At 54.6% G+C, this 19,686-nt stretch carries 16 protein-coding genes; 6 read left to right on the forward strand and 10 right to left on the reverse strand.

Annotated elements, in window-relative coordinates:
* Positions 1-4 precede the first annotated feature (4 nt).
* Complete coding sequence (locus BTHE68_RS20790) at positions 5-1,318, reverse strand: urea ABC transporter substrate-binding protein (protein ID WP_162068100.1); 1,314 nt, start codon at positions 1,316-1,318, stop codon at positions 5-7.
* 333 nt (positions 1,319-1,651) lie between these two features.
* On the opposite strand from BTHE68_RS20790, the gene pdxR reads away from it, so the two are divergent.
* Positions 1,652-3,172: a MocR-like pyridoxine biosynthesis transcription factor PdxR gene (gene pdxR, locus BTHE68_RS20795; protein WP_197919686.1), complete on the forward strand. Its 1,521-nt coding sequence runs from the start codon at positions 1,652-1,654 to the stop codon at positions 3,170-3,172.
* Positions 3,173-3,205: 33 nt separating this feature from the next.
* Here the strand turns inward: pdxR and BTHE68_RS20800 are convergent, their stop codons facing one another.
* The 9 genes from BTHE68_RS20800 to BTHE68_RS37275 form a co-directional block, all read right to left on the reverse strand.
* Positions 3,206-3,742, reverse strand: coding sequence for a flavin reductase (locus BTHE68_RS20800; RefSeq protein ID WP_232077984.1), 537 nt, complete (start codon positions 3,740-3,742; stop codon positions 3,206-3,208).
* A gap of 70 nt (positions 3,743-3,812) precedes the next feature.
* Complete coding sequence (locus BTHE68_RS20805; protein WP_162068101.1) at positions 3,813-4,520, reverse strand: alpha/beta fold hydrolase; 708 nt, start codon at positions 4,518-4,520, stop codon at positions 3,813-3,815.
* A 35-nt stretch (positions 4,521-4,555) separates the two neighbouring features.
* Complete coding sequence (locus BTHE68_RS20810; protein WP_232077985.1) at positions 4,556-5,107, reverse strand: ester cyclase; 552 nt, start codon at positions 5,105-5,107, stop codon at positions 4,556-4,558.
* A gap of 85 nt (positions 5,108-5,192) precedes the next feature.
* Positions 5,193-5,963 (reverse strand): SDR family oxidoreductase, encoded by a 771-nt coding sequence (locus tag BTHE68_RS20815; protein ID WP_162068103.1) that lies wholly within the window; start codon positions 5,961-5,963, stop codon positions 5,193-5,195.
* A gap of 364 nt (positions 5,964-6,327) precedes the next feature.
* Entirely contained in the window at positions 6,328-7,221 is an 894-nt protein-coding gene (locus BTHE68_RS20820) for a LysR family transcriptional regulator (protein ID WP_162068104.1), read from the reverse strand.
* Positions 7,222-7,327: 106 nt separating this feature from the next.
* Positions 7,328-8,974 carry an ABC transporter substrate-binding protein gene (locus tag BTHE68_RS20825; RefSeq protein ID WP_162068105.1) on the reverse strand — a complete coding sequence of 549 codons (1,647 nt, stop codon included), beginning with the start codon at positions 8,972-8,974 and terminating at the stop codon, positions 7,328-7,330.
* A gap of 595 nt (positions 8,975-9,569) precedes the next feature.
* Positions 9,570-10,544, reverse strand: a complete 975-nt coding sequence (locus BTHE68_RS20830; RefSeq protein WP_162068106.1) for a zinc-binding alcohol dehydrogenase family protein — start codon at positions 10,542-10,544, stop codon at positions 9,570-9,572.
* Between the two features lie 58 nt (positions 10,545-10,602).
* A complete protein-coding gene (locus BTHE68_RS20835) occupies positions 10,603-11,484 on the reverse strand; it encodes an alpha/beta fold hydrolase (protein WP_162068107.1) in 882 nt (293 codons plus the stop codon).
* Between the two features lie 1,184 nt (positions 11,485-12,668).
* On the reverse strand, positions 12,669-13,268 hold the full coding sequence (locus BTHE68_RS37275) for a CGNR zinc finger domain-containing protein (RefSeq protein ID WP_162068108.1): 600 nt from the start codon (positions 13,266-13,268) through the stop codon (positions 12,669-12,671).
* Positions 13,269-13,364: 96 nt separating this feature from the next.
* Between BTHE68_RS37275 and BTHE68_RS20845 the strand changes: the two genes are divergently transcribed.
* The 5 genes from BTHE68_RS20845 to BTHE68_RS20865 all read left to right on the forward strand — a co-directional run bounded on the left by BTHE68_RS20845 (position 13,365) and on the right by BTHE68_RS20865 (position 19,671).
* A complete protein-coding gene (locus tag BTHE68_RS20845) occupies positions 13,365-14,366 on the forward strand; it encodes a quinone oxidoreductase family protein (RefSeq protein WP_162068109.1) in 1,002 nt (333 codons plus the stop codon).
* 561 nt (positions 14,367-14,927) lie between these two features.
* Entirely contained in the window at positions 14,928-16,487 is a 1,560-nt protein-coding gene (locus BTHE68_RS20850) for a hypothetical protein (RefSeq protein ID WP_162068110.1), read from the forward strand.
* Positions 16,488-16,532: 45 nt separating this feature from the next.
* Positions 16,533-16,859 carry a hypothetical protein gene (locus tag BTHE68_RS20855; RefSeq protein WP_162068111.1) on the forward strand — a complete coding sequence of 109 codons (327 nt, stop codon included), beginning with the start codon at positions 16,533-16,535 and terminating at the stop codon, positions 16,857-16,859.
* A gap of 76 nt (positions 16,860-16,935) precedes the next feature.
* The gene (locus tag BTHE68_RS20860) at positions 16,936-18,630 is read left to right on the forward strand and encodes an FtsZ/tubulin family protein (RefSeq protein ID WP_174258083.1); all 1,695 of its coding nucleotides are present in this window, start codon (positions 16,936-16,938) and stop codon (positions 18,628-18,630) included.
* 60 nt (positions 18,631-18,690) lie between these two features.
* Positions 18,691-19,671 (forward strand): CobW family GTP-binding protein, encoded by a 981-nt coding sequence (locus tag BTHE68_RS20865; protein WP_162068112.1) that lies wholly within the window; start codon positions 18,691-18,693, stop codon positions 19,669-19,671.
* The last annotated feature ends 15 nt before the right edge of the window (positions 19,672-19,686 follow it).

A 19,686-nucleotide genomic window follows, 5' to 3' on the forward strand; every position in this document is an offset into this window, starting at 1 on the left:
TCTCCTAGAATCGTGGGTTGATCATTCGATGGGACGCTGCGTCTTTCCCCGTCAAATCACACGCTCCCGCACCCACAACTTCCCTAGATGGTTTGACCTGGCTGAACGACTGGATGATTTCGTAGCCCTGCTGATTCGATACATTGGCAAGGTGAATGTCTTGAATGTTTCTATGCGACGATCCATCGGTAGACACTTTCCCGCTCGGCCCAACATAGGGAATACCAGATTCGAGCGCTGCCACGACCTTCGCAGTATCTGTCGTCCCCGCCTTCTCCACGGCGACCTTCCATTGCTGCCACCCGTTCCACACTTGCGCCGGCGGGTCGGAAATGGGGCCTGCATTCGGAAACATCTTTCTAAAGCCGTCGATAAACTGCTTGTTCGCGGGGGTGTCGATTGATTCGAAGTAAGAGTACGCGACCACGATTCCGCTCGCTTCTTCCGGCGTCAAGACCTTCTGTTCATTCCCTAGGCCAAATGTAGGCGAGATAATCTTGATATGTTTGTTCAAGCCGGCGGCGGCGAACTGTCGGTAAAATGCGATGTGATTGTTCCCCACCAGATTTGACATGACGACGGCGGGACCAGCAGTTTGAATCTTTCTAATCGTTGAGCCGAAGTCCGACACGTCCAACGGGACATACTCGATACCCTTGATCGTCCCACCCTGTTTGCTCACAAGCGACTGCGTCCACGCCGTCGCAACGTGCCCATAGACATAGTCAGCAGCAACAATGTAGAAGGTTTTCCCAACGTTCTTTGCTGCCCATTCGATCAACGGTGCTTCTTGCTGAAGACAGTCACTGCCCTGCATGAAGGTCAGCTTGTCGCACTCGCCGCCCTCGTCAATCGTTGGGAAAAAAAGAATCTTTCCGTACCGACTCAGAACTGGACGTGCGGCCTCTCTCGATGCCCCAGTGAAACACCCGACGACAGCGGCAACACGATCGTCCGATCCGATCTCTTGGGCATAGCGCGAGTACAGTTCAATCTTGGATTGCGTATCGTACGCGTGTAGCACGAGCTTCTTTCCCAGAACACCGCCGCTTTTGTTGATCGCCTCAATCGCGTACTTCGAGACGTTCATCGCCTGAACACCATAAATGTTCAGGTTTCCGGTTAGATCGAACATGCTCGCCACGTGGATTTCTCCACTATCAGCCCGCGCTAAGCGCATCGGCATCAGTTGCCCAGTCAGAACTGCCCCAGCTGTTGCCACGGATAGTTTGATGACCTTGCGCCGCGAAGACCAAACCTTGCCGGTCGTATCATCGACGTTTCCCAGCACTTTCTCATCAGAATCGAATTTGCCCACGTCCGACGTTCCTTAAAGAGATTTACTTCGGTTTGAATACACCGCGTCCGTTCCGCAGCATGGTTGTACGTCCGGATCCGGATGTACGCGCTTCTCCACCTCCATTCCATTGATTCGTAATCCTATTCAATGAATGCTTAATTTGAATTCTTCGAGTATCAATGCACCACTACAAATCACCAGCACGGATGCGTTGAACCCTTTATGCCAATCTTCCTCGGTTCTGCTTCTCTCTTGAGTTGAGACGATGGTAAGCTGACCTTGGACCCGGGTAGTCATCCAGTTTTTTTGATTTGACGGGTCCAGGTATGCTCGTTAACGCGGAGGACGAGGATGGCGGGACGCAAGTGTGCGTTGAGAACTTGGGAATGGACGATGTCGCCCGACCGCGACTCATCTCGTCCCCTCAACGTCCAGATCGGGGAAGGCATCGTTGAGAAGATTCGGGCAGGATTACTTTTGCCGGGTACGCCCCTACCAGGCTCACGCGAGTTTGCGGCAATTCTTGGCGTGAACAGGAAAACCATCGTTCTTGTGTACGACGAATTGGCGGCTCAAGGTTGGCTTACGACGGAGGGTCGTCGAGGTACCTTCGTCTCACCCAATCTTCCGCAGGTGCATGGCGCTAGTTGGACTAATCCGGGCGGCAGGATTGTTGAAGGAGCGATTGCCCATCCTGACTACCCTGTGTACGGCTCGACCCAACCACTACCGGCGGCCGCGCCAAAGGGAATCATCGACTTTACGGACGGTGCACCCGATACACGTCTCGTTCCATTTGGTGCGCTTGCAAGTGCATTTCGGCTGGCGCTACTTGAGTCTGCGCGGGGCAATCAGTTGGGATATTCCGATCCTCGGGGGCTTCTTGAACTCAGAATTACGCTAGCGTCGATGCTGGGCATTGAAAGAGGACTGAAAGCAGATCCCGAGAGCATATGCGTGGTTCGCGGAAGTCAAATGGGAATCTATCTAGCAGCCCGGATCTTGGTGCGAGCGGGTGATGCAGTTGCGTTAGAGCAACTGACCTACCCTCCAGCACGAGACGCCTTCAGAGCGTGTGGTGCGTCCGTAGTTAGCATCGAGCAAGACGATTTCGGAATGAGGCCGGAATCTTTGAGGGCTGCCTGCCAATTGCACCGTGTCCGCGCCGTCTATCTCACTCCTCATCATCAGTTCCCGACCACGGTGACGATGCCTATTGAACGGCGGATGGAGCTGTTGCAGCTAGCACACGAATTTGGTTTTGTGATTGTCGAGGACGACTACGACCACGAATTCCACTTTAATCACAACCCCATGCAACCATTGGCGGCGAACGATCGAACCGGCAAAGTGATTTACATCGGTTCGCTGTCGAAGATTCTGGCCCCCGGACTCCGGGTAGGCTATGTGGTTGCCCCGCCATCGATCATTCATCGAATGGCAAACGAGATCGTTCTTATCGACCGTCAAGGGAACTCAGTAACCGAGCGCGCTGTCTCTGATCTCATGCAGAGCGGGGAGCTGAGACGTCACATCCGGCACGCGGCGAAGGTATATCACGCTCGATGCCACACGGCCGCAGCACTCGTGAGCGAGTATCTAGGATCCTTTGCCAGCCTCGACATTCCCGACGGAGGACTGGCACTATGGGTTCGCATGTCGGAAGGTGTCGACATGGCACAGCTCTTCGATGACGCAATCGAGAACAAGGTCCGAATCCTTCTCGGTTCGACTTTCTCGGCCGACTCTCACAACGTGAGAGCCATTCGGCTCGGCTATGCAAGCTTAAACGAAACAGAAATGCAGTGCGGAGTAGACCGGATCAAGGCTGCATTATCACGACAGGTCAGCTGGTATCGCGCGCCCGCCTGATCCGGTGCGGGGGCGCGCCGAACTCAAAATGCTCTATCGAAGCGCATGATATTTTCGGCCGAAGTAGACCAATCCCGATGCGTCCGCCAATCGACTGATCGACTCAACCTCGCAGATAATGATGTCGTGAGTGCCGACGGCCGTGCGACTCTTGATTCGGCAGTCGAACGACACAGTCGCTCCGACCAATACAGGAGCGCCTGTCGTTAAGCTCGTCCAGTCGGCCGTGCCAAACCGCTCCTCTTGACTAGACTTGCCGCCGAACACGCTGGCAACAGTCTTCTGGCCGGCGCCGAGCGTGTTCACACACAGTCGCGACGCCTTCTGGAACGGTTCGAACACGGACGCTGACTGGTTCAGGCAAACTAGCAACGTCGGCGGCTCGTCCGTGATGCTACATACCGACGTCGCAGCAAAACCGAAAGCGCGTCCACCTACTAATGTCGTCACTACATTTACGGCACCTGCTAACGCGGCCATCCCATCACGGTAATTGGCTTTAGCATCTTGACGTGCAACCTTAAGGTTGTGCACCAATGCTTGGCGCCTTTCCATTTCCATCGATTCCATCGCTTCTGCCTCCTAGCGACTCGTCTTACTTTGCGACCGCTTCTAAGGCGAGTCATCCATCCCAAAACCTTCAGGCGTCTGCCTTACTCAATCCGTGCTTCACTGCCTCCCAAACGACCTCCAGCACAACCTCCGGAGCCGTAATCGAAGGGGTATGGTCGACATTCTCGACACGTATCCGGGCGTTCATCCTATCGGCCATAAACCGCTGTGTATCTGGATTGATCATTCGGTCTTGCTCGGCTACAAGATACCAACTTGGCGTCGACTTCCACGTGGGCGTGCCCACTTTCTCTTGTATGCATCGAACGGAGATTGGGCGCTGCGTGGCCTCGCATAGATCTTTTTCATCGGTCCGAGCATTTTGGGCGAAAGCCTTTTGGAACCCCCGCGTCGACATCCAGATAAATCCATGATCATCCGGTGCAAGTTCCGGCGTGTCCGGATGCTTTGCATCACGGTAAAACACATCAGCTACCGTTTCCCCCTCATCTGGCGCCAATCCAGCGACGAACACCAATGATTGAACTCGTGGATGCGTCACAGCTCCAATCACTGCGCCGGCATACGCGTGTCCGACCAAGACCACAGGCCCAGCACTGCGATCGACTACCGACGCCACCATCTCCACATCATCTTGTAACGAGCGCAGAGGAAGCGGTGCGCATACCACGTTGACGCCATTTGCCTTAAGTGGACCAAGGAGCTTGCTCCAGCTCGAACCGTCTGCCCACGCGCCATGGGCAAATACCACCGTCGTATCCTCTGCGACCTTCATTACTTTCCCCTTGTACTGTTCCGATGCTCGCTTGACTACTGCTTAACTACACCCAACTGCTTCAGCAAAGTAAGATTGTCTTCTAGATGCCAATTCTCAACGATCTTGCCGTCTTTAACGCGATACAAGTCGAACGCTTGGAAATCAATCGTCTGTCCTGTACCTTGCAGATCCTTAAACTTTCCAGTGAAATGACCTTTAAAATGAAGGTGCAGAAGCGCCTTGTCGCCAACCACGGTCATATCATCGACGTCGGACGTAAGGTCTGGTACTGCTGCTCGAAAATTTTTCGAAGCCTGCAACGCACCTTCGAGTCCCGGCGCACGACCCGCCGGCAGCGTCCTGTCCACGAAGTCATCTGCCAACGCACGTTTGGCGTAATCCTCGTCGCCTGTGTTCCAGAACGCCGCATACCGCAACGACGCCACTTCTACCGCCTTTGTCTTTGGCGATTTATCCGACAATTCAAGGCTGTGCGGAATCGGCAACAACTCGTTTGCTGAGTTCAGGGCTGCGGAGGCGGAACACGACACCACGCCAGCACCGACTACTGCGATTAACTTCAAACCAGCCGAAAAGCGCTTCAATTTCAATCTCCAAAAATTCTTCAAATTCGAACAAGCGCGCGGCTGCGATGCCAAGAATGTCAATCCGCGCGCTGCACCGCAGCGATCAAAGCCCCTTGATTTCTCCACCATCCATGCGCAGTGACGCACCGATCAACCAACGTCCCGCTGGTGACAGTACAAACGCCATGAACTCCGCAATGTCTTCAGGCTTGCCGTATCTCGTAATACCAGCTTGTTCCGGGAATTTCTCCAGTGCCTCTTCGACAGTCATACCATGCGCCGGCGCATACCTCTCCATGTAAGACCGCCGACGGTCAGTCATGACAGGGCCTGGCAAGATGCTATTTACCTGAACGCCATCTGCAACACCTCGATCTGCGAACGCCTTCGCCATTGCGACGATGGCTGCATTGACCGTTGCAACTGCCGCAAAACCTGATTTGGGCGCCTGCGCAGAATTCCCCGACGTGAAAATCACTGACCCGTTCGACTTCTTGAGCGCATCCCATGCATGAATCGCCAATCGCCGCGCACCGTGGAGTTTGAGCGCGAAGCCGTCTTCCCATTGCTCGTCCGTCATTTCCAGGACATCTACCTGCGGAACTGCCCCTGCGATATTCACCACTGCATTGATCTGTCCGTACTCCGCAATCGTTCGCTCCACAGCTGTCTTCGCTGCGGCAGGTTCTCGAAGATCCACAGGTAATACCAACGCCTCTGCACCCGCTGACTGAACCTCTTTCGCCGTTTTCTGCAGCAGCCCTTCATCACGCGCAATAAGCACGAGCGAGCCAAAATCCTTCGCCAAGCGAATGGCAGTAGCGCGGCCGATGCCACGACTAGCGCCGGACACGATTGCAGTACCGATTTGCATGAAGATAACTCCGTTGGTGACATGATTAATGGACGCGTCGTCAGCTATGAGACGGCATTGACGCAACTTTCCACTGAGCCCGATCGTCTTCGGCCCCTCGCCCTCAATTACCTAACGCAACCGCCAGATTTATCTGTGATCCTCGCGGATCTTAAACAAGTCGCGGGATCATACTTAGCATTCCGAATCTGACATCACAGTAAAGGCGCTACGCCGTACAAGTTCCTCGAGAATCGATATACCGACGACGGGTGCCGAGTTCACTGCATAACCCTCCGAAGCACTTTTATTCGGAAGATCATGACCACTAGTATCGGAGATGATTTTGATTGCAGCCATGAACCCTAGTTCATAGCTGCTATGATCACACCCTTGCTTTCGGAGCGCTTTCGCGCGCGATCTCCAGCATCAGGGAAGTCATGGAAGAGAGAGGGCGGCCTCGTCTAGTCACGCAGACTATCCTGCGTTTCATTAGTGGCTGATCGATCTTGACGCGCACGAGCTGGTACTCTTGCAGCAGCTTTGCAGGGATGAGGTCCGGAAGGATGCATTGACCGTTAGTCAGTGAAACCAATTTCAGCATTGCGTCGACGGTTTCTACCTCCGCCGCAATCTTGGCATCAAAGTCTCGAGTATGTAACATCCTTCGGAGCGCATAGCTCGCGGGGAAGACGATAAGCGGCGGCGCCTCCGCAGTCAGGTCAATACTCTTCTGCGAGGCAAAGCGCGAATTCTCATGTACAACGAGGCACATATATTCTTCGAACAGAGGCGTTATCTCAATCTGATCCGACGCCACCGCCGAGTCATACACAAATCCAATCTCAGCCTTGCCGCTTTCGACCAGTTCCACCACTCCGGGCGAGCTGCGCCCCAGTAGCGCCACGCTTGCGTTGGGCCGTTGCGCCATAAACTTCGCAACCACATCGGCCATAAAGTAATAGCTAAGCGTGTGAATCGTGGCGACATGCAGGTTGCCAGCGGTCACCCCGTGCTGATTGCGCAACTGAACAATCGTATTGTCGACCAGTTGATACGCGGAGCTCGCGGCCTCCAGCAATTTCTGACCTGCCTCGGTAAGTTGGACACCTCGTCCATGCCGGACGAACACAGGCTGGCCCACATATTCCTCCAGGCTGGCAAGCTGGCGACTCAACCCCGATTGCGTGAGTGACAAAGCTTCGGCCGCAGCTGACAGCGACTTGCAACTGGCGATTTCGATGAACAGGCGAAGCTGGTGGTCGACATTACTTTTCATGATTGGCTCAGACTAGAGGAAACACTTCGCACCACTTCGATCGTTTCGCCGGATTCGGTGATTGCTCGACTGAGCCGCAACCGAATTTTTACATAACGCTTTCGTCTTAACTGACAATAGCACGATCAACATACAACTGAGCCATTGGCGTGAACCGCACCCCGCTTACATTTGCACGGGTCAATGTAAGGCTGTCGGAAAAGTAGGGAATAATCACAGGAGTTTCATCGATTAGCAACCGCTCAATTTGCCCGGCGGTTTGCTTCTTTGCACTTACATCCAAAGTCGACAAGTACACCTTGACGAGCTCGTCATAGCGGGGATTTGCGAAACGCGCCGCGTTCCACGGTCCATTCGCCATCAGCGGACCCTTTAGGAAAGCATCTGGGACGCCACGATGCGCATAGTCCGTCATGCCGAGCGGCGAGTCCAGCCAGTCCGACTTTCCTAAGGTACCAGCTCCGTAATACGCTGCCTGAGGCTCCACTCTGAGCGCCAAATTGATACCGATCGACCTCGCCGCGTTCTGTATTACGACGGCAAGATCTGGCATTTCCAGAAAAGCCTCTGTGGTCAGGGTCGCAGAGAAGCCGTTGGGCACCCCAGCTTGTGCCAAAAGCGCCTTTGCCCCATTAATGTCTCGTCCGCGCTGAGGGACTGTTGAGTCGAAGGTCGAGAAGAATGGTGCAAAGGGATGGTCATTACCAATCACCGCCTTCTCACGCAGGAGGCCCCGAACGATCGCGTCTCTATCCAAGCTCATTGCCAGCGCTCGCCGCACCCGCTTGTCTTTGAACTCACCGTCCGAGGTTCGCATATGCAACTGTCGGTGGGTGCTAGATCGTGTACCCTGGATCTTGAACTGCGGATTGTTCATCACCCCCAACCCACCATGGACCGTGAACCGGGTCAACAAATCCACTTCTCGACCTTGAATCGCGATCAGTTGCCGTTGCTGATCTTCGTAGAATTTGAACTCGACGCGTTGGATCGAGGGTGCTTGACCCCAATATCCCGGGTTTCGGACAAACGAGGCGCCTACCTGTGGCAGAAACTCGGACAACTTGTACGGTCCTGTACCGATGAAGGATTTCTCGTACGGACCAGCATAGTCGAAGGGCAAAACCACGCCGTTCACATTGTCAGACGATACGTAATACGGAAACGCCCCATTTGGCCCGTCTAAGTGGAATTCAACGGTATGATCGTCAACCGCACGCACCCCATTAGCCGAAAGCGTTCCCTTGAATAGCGACAATGCCGCTGAGCCAACCGAAGGGCTGGTTAATCGCGCGAACGTTGCCACGACATCCCGCGCTGTAAGAGGTTGGCCATTGTTGAACCTCACTCCAGTTCGAATCTTGAAGGTCCAAATATCGCCCTTCGAATTCACCGACCATGAAGTTGCTAAACACGGGTTAAGAACGCCAGTCCCGCCGTCGACATTCACCAAATACTCCCCAGCTTGGTTCAGAAGCGCCGGGCTTGCTACGTCGAAAGCCGTCACTGGGTCGATTGCACTCGACGGCGTTGGATGACCAATCCTTAGCGTTGTCCCAACGGGGTTGTCCACCGCCGTAGCCCTTGCCAAACTGACATTCCCGCCTGTCAGCGTCCACAAGCCGAGTACGCTTCCAGCACGAAGGAGTTCACGACGAGAGAGCCGCCCTCCCAAAAATTCGTCAACGACGTGATTTTGAACTTCGTTGCCGCGCTCCCTGACAACGTCCAGCTTAGTAATTATTTTCTTCATGTAGTGGTGGTCGAGCTGCGTTGAGGTCGTCGCCGCACAGCGCCTCGCCCGTCTTCGGATGGCTTACCGCCACCACGACCATCAATCTCGGGTCAGATGCTTGCTGATACGTAACCTAAGAATTATTCTCAAAATAGTTACACGGATTGGTTGCGAATGTCAAACCAGTCTGATACCAGGTAGATTGACGCCGCGTCCTCTCGTTCGAAGGCGTTCCTCGGCCCGGCTTAGTTCCAAGCGACCGGCCCTTCCCTAGCTACACGCATACCCCTGCTTTACCGGTTTCAGTTGCACGCCCGCATGCGAAGTAGGCGCCAGTTTGACGTTGTCTCAAGCCATTCCCTCGTGGCCCTCGACCAAGATCCCCCGCAGGCCAAGCCTTCGGCCATTGGGTGCCAACCGAGCGGTCCGTGTGTCCATAAGGTTTTGCACATTGAAATCCGGCGACTCATTCTCAAACGCAATGCGGAAACACATTGCGACTACATCCCCAATGCCTCATCACCTTAACGACCAGTGATCGACCGCTAGCAGGTTCCCCAAACCAAATGATATAACTGCGGCCCTAATGCGCCGCAGTCTCGTTCATAACTTCTTAGTCAATCACAACGACCATCTTGCCATTGGCCTCGTTCGCCTCCATCGCGCGATGTGCCTCGCGAATTTCATCAAACTTAAACACTCGCGACGGCTTCGCAGAATATTTGCCTGCAGCAACCTCCTCCGCGATTTTCTGCAGAGGCACGTCTTGCAGCAGGAAGCCGGGAGTACCAAACACGAAGCTGCCGAAGAACGTCAGATCAACCCCGCTCGGCATCTGCAAAAGCGGGTTGAAATCAGCGATTGGTGCCAAGCCACCGAGCCATCCCGCCAAGCATACCTTTCCGTCTCGCCGCACCATCGACAAAGAATCAAGCACCGTGCTGTTTCCCACAAGGTCCAAAACAGCATCAAGTCGCTTGCATTCCGCGATATGCTTAGACAGATCAGGGCGTTCAATTTCGCAGCGCGTCGCCCCAAGCTTCAACAGTTTCTCGAACCGCGCTTCGCTGCGGGTCGTTGCAATAACCGTCAAGCCCGCGTTGACCGCCATGTTCAAAGCTGCCACACCAAAAGATGACGTGGCGCCTCGAATCAAGATAGTTTGCCCACGCTCGATCTTGAGATTGCGAAACAGGCACGTCCACGCCGTCGCGTATGTCTCTGGGATTGCCGCCAATTCGGCCCAGGACAGATTCGATTCGATGGAAGCAACGTTCGTCACCGGCGCCCGCGTGTACTCCGCGTAGCTGCCATTGATCGTTCGCCCCAGCCCCCCCATCAGGGCGGCCACCTTTGTACCATGAGCGAATTCACCGCCCGGGCAGGCCTCGACTTCCCCTACGCATTCAATCCCGCTCACACGCGCCGATTCGGCCCACTCCCCCCGACGCATGTGCATCTCAGCGTGATTGATACCGAACGCTTTAATCTTAATTACAACCGTACCTTCCTTGGGCTCCGGCTTCGGAATGTCTTTAAATACAAGCGCCTCAAGACCGCCAAATCCATCTAGAACAACCGCTTTCATTGTGAACTCCTAGTTGCGTCCTATGAATTTCAATTGCCCACGCTTTCAGAGCTCCGCTTTACAGATTGTTGCTCAGAAACTCGCGAATTGACGTTGCGATGTGCTCAGCATGCGTCTCAAGCGCGAAGTGCCCCGTATCCAGCATCTCGACCACCGCTTTCGGATTGTCGCGTCGATATGCATCCGCGCCTGGCGGGATAAAAAAAGGATCATTCTTGCCCCAGATTGCCAGCGTCGGCGGTTGCTTAGACCGGAAAAAACTCTGAAACTGCGGATACAACTTAAGATTATTTTGATAGTCTAAAAACAAATCGAGCTGAATGTCCTTCTGTCCCGGGCGCTCCAACAGCGCTGCGTCCAGCGTGTATGACTCGGGCGCAATGCTTTCTGGATTCGACACGCCATGTACGTATTGGAACTTCGTTCCTTCGAAGTTGAGGATTGCATCATGCACCACCTGCCGATGTTGCTGCGTCGGCTCCGCCCAGTACTTGCGAATCGGATCCCATGCATCTCCAAGGCCTTCTTCATACGCGTTGCCGTTCTGGGAGACCAACCCGCTCACGCGCTCCGGATACTTTAACGCTAGCCTGAACCCCACGGGTGCGCCGTAATCAAAGACATACACAACATATTTCTTCAGCTTCAACACATCCACGAACGCGGCGATCGTCTCAGCAAGACTGTCGAACGTGTACTTGTAACCGCGACCTTCCGGCACCGTCGTGAACCCAAAACCAGGCAGATCCGGGGCGATTACACGGTACTTATCCGCGAGGCGCGGGATCAGGTCACGATACATGTGCGACGAAGACGGAAAGCCGTGCAGCAACAAAACTACGGGTGCGTCGGTCGGACCCGACTCCCGGTAAAAAACGCTGACACCGTCTGCCTCAACTTGCTTGATTGAAAGACCTGGCACTACGCTCGCGTTCGACATTTAAGGCTCCTTGAGTGCCCACGCATCGGCGTGGATTGGGTTATGTGATGTCGCAATGCTAGCTGGTTTGTGTAACTTTTCAAGAGACATTTCTCCGGTTACATTTTTTTGGTCCGTGATGAGTCATGATGCCCAGTTCGGCCTAGCGCAGGGCGGCGGTATGAAACACGTTTAGCTTGCCTTCTTTCACGTAGTTTTCGTCGAATCCGTAAACCTCGTACGCCCATGATTTTTATGAGCTTTTTCCCGATTCCGAACTTTTTCTGACCGGCACACATACGGTCCCGGTCCAGTTTTTTGGTGAAAAGGGAGAGGCTCCAGCGCACCGATGACACACCGAGTCTGCCGCATTGATGTGCTATGCGAATATCAGTTTTCGAAGGCCGTGCACCGCTGCAGATGACTCTCTTTCTGCTCCATAACGTTGGGTCGCAACTCCACGACGCCGCAACGTGACTGCTCTCGCTAATTTGAACAGTAGTACTCAGACAGGCTTGCGTCAGACCTACTACTGCGCGAGAAGACTTTTCGCAGCGCCATGCAGGCTGGTCGCTGGCAGAGCGGCCTAGAAGGCCCCTTCTGGGACGAGTTGCGCGAGCTGCTACCCGCACGGCTACCATAAGTACAACTCATCCACGCGCGTGCACGTTCTTCGCCGACGAACTGTAAAAGTGCCCTCCGGTGGATGCTTGAGCAAAGCCCGTCCCAAGGATACGGGCGCGCGAACGCCTGTCTTAAGGGTACCTCGGTCGACTTGTGGTGATGTGACGTTGCCGAACCCGTCATCGCGCCGGATCGGCCAGAGCGCGGTCGCAACAATCGCGGCGACAACCGATGGATCTGCGGCCTCCAAACGCTGTGGCGTGCGAGCGGTAGCGCCCGTGGGTCTTGACTAGATGCTTAAAGACTCCCTTGCGCTCTAACCACGCAACCGCCAAATCGGCGGCCAGGTTCTCAGTCGGCAGTTGTCGAAGCAGGCAACTGCAAAAGAGCACGGACAGTTCTCGGGACACATATAAATATATGCAAGCGCACCGAATATAAACAATTCTATTTGCCCTTCCCATGGCGGAACCTGCGAATCCACGCTTGCATCGCGGACCCAGAAATTGACGCACGCTTCGGGCGTTCTCAGTCGGCGCTGGTGACCCATACCCTCGAGATTTGAGGTAACGACAATGGCTCTACATCTTGATTGGGGACTCTTTCAGCCGCCCTCGTCGAGCTCTAGTTTTTGCACGGTTCCCGCAACCGCCCTCTCCCATTGAACACCAACGCCGGCTGTTCGGACGTGAAAGATCGAGGAAAACCGCTTGGCACACTGGATTAGCGCACGCCTTGATCCGCTCAGATAGAGGTGAACTCAATATATCAATCGCATCTCTTGCAACCTGCCCCAAATACACCGCGCCGGGCTCCTCCAGGGAATCCGGTGGAACTTGGGCCAAGGACCGACCATCACTTGTCAATTGTTTAACCGGCGAGCCGACCCGAGCCATCCGATTGATCGTTTGTACATCGTCTTGCGCAACCGCTCCGCCCGACATACGGCTCAGGACGGTGTGATAAATCGCTTCGCGCAACTTCTTCGCACGCTCGACATCGCCCTCATTGAGGCTGGCATGCGGAGCCCGTACCAGGCCAGCCTCGAAAAGCCACCTTGCAAGGTCCGAAGGAGCCTTGAGGCGCTCGACTTTAGTGTCTGTGCCCCTAGCGCCAACGGTCGACAACAAATCAAGTCCCGGCCGCGCACTCGGAAATCTGAAACTGAGCTTTTTTTCCATGTCACCAGTTTAACCGGTTGCCGACGCCTGAACAACGTGTTACCGTTCGTCACCAGTTTAAGTAGTGACAAGCGGATCAAATTCGAGGAGAGATATATGAAAGCTCACGCAGTTCTGGCACGAAATTACGGCGATTCGGACATTCAAACCTATGAAAATGTTGAGATTGGAGAGCCCGGCGTTGGACAGGTTCTGCTCCGACAAACTACAGTTGGTGTCAACTTCCTAGACATCTATCATCGCCGAGGAGAAATCAAACCTGCGTCTGGGCTACCCTTCATCAACGGCTTTGAGGGAGTCGGTATTGTTGAGGCAGTCGGCCCTGATGTGAGCGAACCCAACATCACGGTAGGTGCACGTGTGGGCTACACGCTGGCAATTGGCGCATATGCAACGCACCGTTTGGTGCCCGCTGGCCGCATCGTTGTTCTTCCCGACGACATCAGCGACGTCCAGGCAGCGGCAATCCTCCTGAAGGGCACGACAGCAGAATACCTCGTGCGTAAAGTATTTCCAGTTCAACGCGGGGACAAAGTACTTGTGCACGCAGCGGCGGGAGGCGTCGGCCTAATCCTGACTCAATGGGCAAAACATCTGGGAGCTACGGTAATTGGAACCGTAGGTAGCGAAGCGAAAGCGAAGCTTGCGCGCGAAGTCGGACGGTGTGATGAGGTATTTCTGACTGGTGAACAGCCGGTGAGGTGGGACGAGCGGATCCGCAGCGTGTATGGTGCAAACTCGATCGCAGTTGTCTACGACGGAGTTGCCGGGCCGACTTTCAAGCCTTCTTTGGACCTGCTCCGAGTTCGCGGGATGGCAGTGGTGCTTGGCAATGCGGGGGGATCTGCCCCTCTCATCGACGTCCATAGCCTTAAGGCGCGTTCACTGATCGTGACCAGCCCAAGCTTGCCGCATTTCACTTTCGACAAGAAAAGCTTGACGGAGTCGACGGAGGCCCTCTTCGAGGTTGTCCGAGCGGGGGCGGTGACTATTCCCGACGTTCACACTTATGCGCTTGCCGATGCGGCGCGCGCCCATGCAGAAATCGAAGCACGGCGCACGAACGGACCGGTAGTACTAGTCACAAGCGCGAGCTAACGCGACGAAGGATTTACTGAGCGAGTTGCTGGTGACACAGCAGTGCCACAAGGGATCACGGCCGCTATGGTGCATCCTGCTGCAAGTCGTTCGCATACTCCGGAAAAACGATCGCTGCAAACAAGGGCGCGTCAGATCCTGTGTGTCTGCGCCCGTGTTCGTTCATCTGAACTCATTGGGTTGCAGATGTGCGAAAAAAGAGACGAACGTTAGGAAAGATCGAGCTGCGCCGCGCTACCGATTCGTTCGCGCTAGACCGCCGGCGCTATGACTATAGATACCTTTGTCTTCAACATTTTCCAGTTACGCCTATTTTTACAGGTTACACCAAAATTTTAAGACCAGAGCATTGATTCGTTCTTGACACACGTACTTGTCCTGCCTATAAATTTAGCCATGCAATGACTGCTGTACACAGCAAATAAATTCAGACCGATCGCCAAGAGAGTCGATCAGGTCTCGGGCAAAAGGGCCCCAACCGAACGACGTGCGGTTGGGGCCCTTTTGCTTGACGGTTCGCCGAGCTGCCGTTGTTTCAATCTGCCTTCATGGGAGTATGAAATGGTCAGCAATACAGGCATCGATCCCCTTCGTGGTCGCCCAACACCCGGGATCGCCAGCACCGAAGAAAAAATCCAAAAGAGGAAGATTGATTCCTTAAAGCGTGGCGTTCATCGAGTAAAGGATGCGAGCAACCTCCCCTTACGCCTTCATGTCGTAGGGATTGGATCAGCCGGCGCCGCCAGCGTTGAGAAGTCTCTCAGCTGCATTGACCGGACACAACTGACCAATGAGGGCTCGATCGTCAACGTGCTGGTAATCGACGTCGGGGAAAATTCGTCGTTCGACGCGATCCGACGGCACAGCATGCGGCTCGCCGGTGAAAGAGCTCATATTGAGATCTTGCAACTGGAGGTACCGACGAAGGTGGACCTGACCAGTACGCTCGAGCGCTACCCTGAGTTCTTGAGACTGGAGTACCCATTCAGCAACAGCGCAGACGGATTTGAGCCTTGGCTCAATGCCAATGAGGCTCATGACACGCAAGCATCTCCCTCAAGAGCATTAGCGAAAGCCATTTACGGACAGGCCTACTATGACGGCGAAAGACCTGCCGCCACGGCGTTAAGCCGTTTCGCGAAGAATGTCAGTAACACCCCCGGCGAATCCTTAGTTTCAATTTGCTTCGGGATCGGTGGTAGCACGTCGAGCGGTATCGTGATGGACCTCGCGAGGCATCTCTCGAATATTCGCTTTGGCCGACGCATTTTAGTTGCCGGGGTGGGAATCGGTCCATGCGATGGCGACGCGCCCCGGCACGTTGGCGCTCACATCTTCCCGGTCCTCAACGAACTTGACTGCATGAGCGACGAGTTGTTGAACCAAGGTGCCGTCACAGCGTGCGGAGACCTTTACCGCAATCCATTCACTGCTGGTTTCTTATATGTCCCTCAACAGCATGTATGGGAAGCAACCAGGAGCTTGCCCGCCACGCACGCACGCGTCGACTCCGAATTGGCCTCCCTCATCACTGAGCGAAATGGAGCAAATTTCTGGGAAGCGCTAAGGTTGCTGAATTGGATCGCGGCGCCTGCCACGCAACATTCGGCCTCGCGCACGCAATACGGAAAGCGATGGATTCATATGTTCGGGTTCGCGGATGTCGACACAGGAGATATTCCCATCGAGGAAGGCTTTCTGGGAAAAATTGGCCTTCTTCCTACATATCGACCGGAGTTCGTCGAGGCGCGCACAAGTAATGGTGAGAGTGGCGCGGGCGGCCTAGCGGCGCGCATAGAAAGCGCATTTCACCCATCCATCAAGCCAGTTCTAAGCGAAGGTGGCCATCCGGGCTCCGTGCAATTCATCCTGCCCCAGATTAGAAAGAACGATTTGCGCATCTTCGGACAATCGAGAACTGTGTATGACACTCAAGACCGACCTCAGAAGGTTGGAGGACACTCGTGGCTACTTGAGCACGGAGTCATTCTGTGCGAACCGTCGACAACCTTTCAGGGAATGGCGGGAGCGAGCCTTGGAGCAAGGTCGAGGTGGATTCAGGTCCCGTACGTGAATGTCCGTGGGGACGAAAGTCCTTCTGCCATAGGTTCGCTCGGCTAATCCATCGTCGCGATTTTGAAGACTCGGCTTTTTTGAGGAGGCCGTATGCCGCTCGACTGGTCCATCGTGGTCTCAAAGTACGGTAATGGCGCCCTCGTGCCCACGGTCTCGGGTGGAAAATTTTTGAAAATTGTCCGTGCCGACGACACGGCAATCTTTATTGAATCACCCATCTGGAGCGCCACCCTGCATCGGAATAATCTTGAGAAGGGTGTTGAACTCATCGAAAGCGGAACGATTTCGCGAGATCCGGGCCTCTTCGTCGAAGACTACATCTTGTACGTCGCTAACGAACGCGCAACTTCGGTCGCGCACGTGCTGCGTGATCTTGGCTTCGTGGACCAAACGGAAACCTTCACGATCAGGTGCTAAGCATCAGGTCCACTGCGAGCAGCAAGCTTGTCAAGCCGTACCACTCACCAACGCAAATTGCTAAGGAGCCTGTGCCATGGCTAAGTCGCTCTACCACAGCAGTACTGGAAATCAATCAGAGCATTGCATCCATGTTGTCGGAGTTGGTCGAACCGGTGCCGCGTATGTCGAGGCGCTGCTACGAACAGGTGAAATCGAAGACCTACTTGAAGATCCTCGCGCGCGCTTTGCTGCGATGGTGGTCGACATCGGCGATCAGGACATGGGAATCGTTACAGATTATGCAGGGGCTTTCCGCAAACGTCTCGAATCCCGTGGAATTCCGCAGGAACGGTTTCTTTTCCACCCCATTGCCCTCCAAGTCCCATCGAAGGAGGATCTCTTCAATTCGACGAACCGGATGCGTGAGTTCTTGAAACTAGAGTATCCGCGCTACTACTGGAATCCCAACTATGAATCGTGGGTCAACCGGAACATACCGCTGCCGAAGGCCGGCGAGCACATTCCGAGGGCTGTTGCGAAGGCGATCTACGCGAAGGCCTACTATGACGGAGATCGAGTTTTGAACGATGCGCTGGACAAGTTCGTCGCACATATCGAACAAGCTCAGATCCCTTCGATGGTCCTCGTCCCGTTCAGCCTGGCTGGTGGGACGGGGACAGGGATCGTCGTTGACCTAGCAAGGCACTTGTCCAACGTGAAGCTTGGTCGGCGCTTGCCGGTTATCGGAGTTGGCCAGTTGTCATCAAGCGGTGATCCGGACGTCCACCGCGACACACCCACGATGTACACGGCACTCAATGATCTTGACTGCATGCTCGATGATGAAAAGAACAATGGTGTCATGACCGTCTGGGGCGACCTCTACAAGAATCCGTTCACTGGTGGATTCTTTGTTGTCAACCCGGAACAAAGTTGGATGCGACTGACGGCCTACACGGAAACGGGGGAGCAACGTATCCGCGATTCGTTCCGACACATGGTAACGAATCGGTTCGTGGCTGACTCATTTATGCGCTTCGCGGTTGACCAGCATGGGCGGGTACTCTTCAAGGCGCTGCGGCCCGCAGGATTCACGGGCGCGCCACATGAAACCCTCAGTGCCAAGGCCCGGAACTGGACGCTGTTCAATGTGGCCAAGCTTACCCATCCGGGAGTTCAGGTGCTCCCAGGTGAACACGGCGAAAAGTGGGATGCGGTCGTGAATCAATGGACGGACTTTGTTCCAACGTATGACGGAGTGAAGGACGCCTTTCGAACGGACTATGCAGAAGTTCACGTACATGTACCGCGCGACATGGACTCCGACGCTGTCTGCAAGAAAATGAAGGACATGATAACGGAGAACTACCTTCTTGAAGGCGGCGACAAGCCCGTTCAGGTTTTTCCTCACGAATTCTTCGACGCGCTCACCGCCTATTCGGTCATTATTCTCCCGGGTATGGCTAAGACCGATTTGAACGCGTTTTGGTCCAGCAGAGATGCGTACGATAAGTTGAGCTGGGAAGAGAAGCTCAACGAGCACTCGTGGCTAATCGACATAGGGCCGATGATCTCTGAACCGGCGATTCGATTCCAAGGGCTTGCCGGAGAGTGCATCTGGGGATGTGCCTGCTGGATTGTCGTCCCTTACGACGAACTTCGAGGCGACAAGCTTCCTCCGGCGACTCGGAAAGAGATCTTCGCGAACGCGATCGCACCAATGACCAGAACCGTTGTAACGACACCCGGCGGGGATCCGAAAACCGCCGAAACTGCTGCTGTTGGCTAATCGCGTCAGCCCGCCGATGCAGTTTGCTCGGCGGAATACCAACCTTCTGACGGATGATCAATGCAAACTGCTATCCATGATGAGCGCATCCCGGCGACAGTCATCACAGGCTTTCTGGGCGCCGGAAAGACGACTCTCCTGAATCATCTTCTGAAGAATCAACAGGGCCGCAAGTTGGCTGTGATAGTCAATGAATTCGGAGCAGTAGGGATCGATGGCCAACTCGTGGTTAGAGACGAAGGCGAGCAACTCATCGAATTCAACAATGGGTGCCTATGCTGCACTATTCGCGGCGATCTGATTGAAACACTCGGGAGGTTGCGACAACGGCATAGCAATCTCGATGGCATCTTCATCGAGACGACAGGACTTGCGGACCCCGCGCCCGTGGCCTCGACGTTCTTTGTATCCGACGAAGTGCGGTCGGCCATATGTTTGGACGCATTTGTCACTGTAGTTGACGCGATAAATCTCGCTCAGAGCCTAGCGGAGCACGAAGAAGCCCGTGAGCAGCTGGGTTTTGCGGACATCATTCTGTTGAATAAAGTCGATCTCGTGAGCGCTAGCCAGCTTGCCCAAATCGAGGATGTTGTGAGACGGCTGAATCCGATAGCGAAGGTCTACCGCACGACAAATTCGGAGATTGACCCTTCTCAACTGATCGGAACAAACGCTTTTCAACTCGAGGTCAAGCTGGAGGTCGACCCACAATTTCTGGACGGTCACGCGCATACACACGATGAAAGCATCTCTTCCATCGTTCTTTCTGAACAACGGCCAATCGACATGAATCGCTTCATGACGTGGATAGGCATGCTACTGCAGGAGGGCGGCGGCGACATCTTACGCTCGAAGGGCCTCTTCAGCGCGAAAGGCTTTAACGAACGTGTGGCATTTCAGAGCGTACGCATGTTGACGTCGGTGAAGCGACTCGAGATGTGGAGGCAGGAGCAAGCTCGGGAAACGCAATACGTCTTGATTGGGCGCAATCTCGATCGCAAAGAGCTTGAGGAAGGATTTAGAAGTTGTTTGGCACATTGACGAAATCGGAGCAGC

Origin of the sequence: Burkholderia sp. THE68, assembly GCF_009938265.1 — a bacterium.
Taxonomy (GTDB): Bacteria; Pseudomonadota; Gammaproteobacteria; order Burkholderiales; family Burkholderiaceae; genus Caballeronia.

Coding starts and splice junctions, on each gene's coding strand:
- pdxR (WP_197919686.1), top strand. CDS start 1,652: ATGGCGGGACGCAAGTGTGCGTTGAGAACTTGGGAATGGACGATGTCG.
- BTHE68_RS20800 (WP_232077984.1), bottom strand. CDS start 3,742: ATGGAATCGATGGAAATGGAAAGGCGCCAAGCATTGGTGCACAACCTT.
- BTHE68_RS20805 (WP_162068101.1), bottom strand. CDS start 4,520: ATGAAGGTCGCAGAGGATACGACGGTGGTATTTGCCCATGGCGCGTGG.
- BTHE68_RS20815 (WP_162068103.1), bottom strand. CDS start 5,963: ATGCAAATCGGTACTGCAATCGTGTCCGGCGCTAGTCGTGGCATCGGC.
- BTHE68_RS20820 (WP_162068104.1), bottom strand. CDS start 7,221: ATGAAAAGTAATGTCGACCACCAGCTTCGCCTGTTCATCGAAATCGCC.
- BTHE68_RS20825 (WP_162068105.1), bottom strand. CDS start 8,974: ATGAAGAAAATAATTACTAAGCTGGACGTTGTCAGGGAGCGCGGCAAC.
- BTHE68_RS20830 (WP_162068106.1), bottom strand. CDS start 10,544: ATGAAAGCGGTTGTTCTAGATGGATTTGGCGGTCTTGAGGCGCTTGTA.
- BTHE68_RS20835 (WP_162068107.1), bottom strand. CDS start 11,484: ATGTCGAACGCGAGCGTAGTGCCAGGTCTTTCAATCAAGCAAGTTGAG.
- BTHE68_RS37275 (WP_162068108.1), bottom strand. CDS start 13,268: ATGGAAAAAAAGCTCAGTTTCAGATTTCCGAGTGCGCGGCCGGGACTT.
- BTHE68_RS20845 (WP_162068109.1), top strand. CDS start 13,365: ATGAAAGCTCACGCAGTTCTGGCACGAAATTACGGCGATTCGGACATT.
- BTHE68_RS20850 (WP_162068110.1), top strand. CDS start 14,928: ATGGTCAGCAATACAGGCATCGATCCCCTTCGTGGTCGCCCAACACCC.
- BTHE68_RS20855 (WP_162068111.1), top strand. CDS start 16,533: ATGCCGCTCGACTGGTCCATCGTGGTCTCAAAGTACGGTAATGGCGCC.
- BTHE68_RS20860 (WP_174258083.1), top strand. CDS start 16,936: ATGGCTAAGTCGCTCTACCACAGCAGTACTGGAAATCAATCAGAGCAT.
- BTHE68_RS20865 (WP_162068112.1), top strand. CDS start 18,691: ATGCAAACTGCTATCCATGATGAGCGCATCCCGGCGACAGTCATCACA.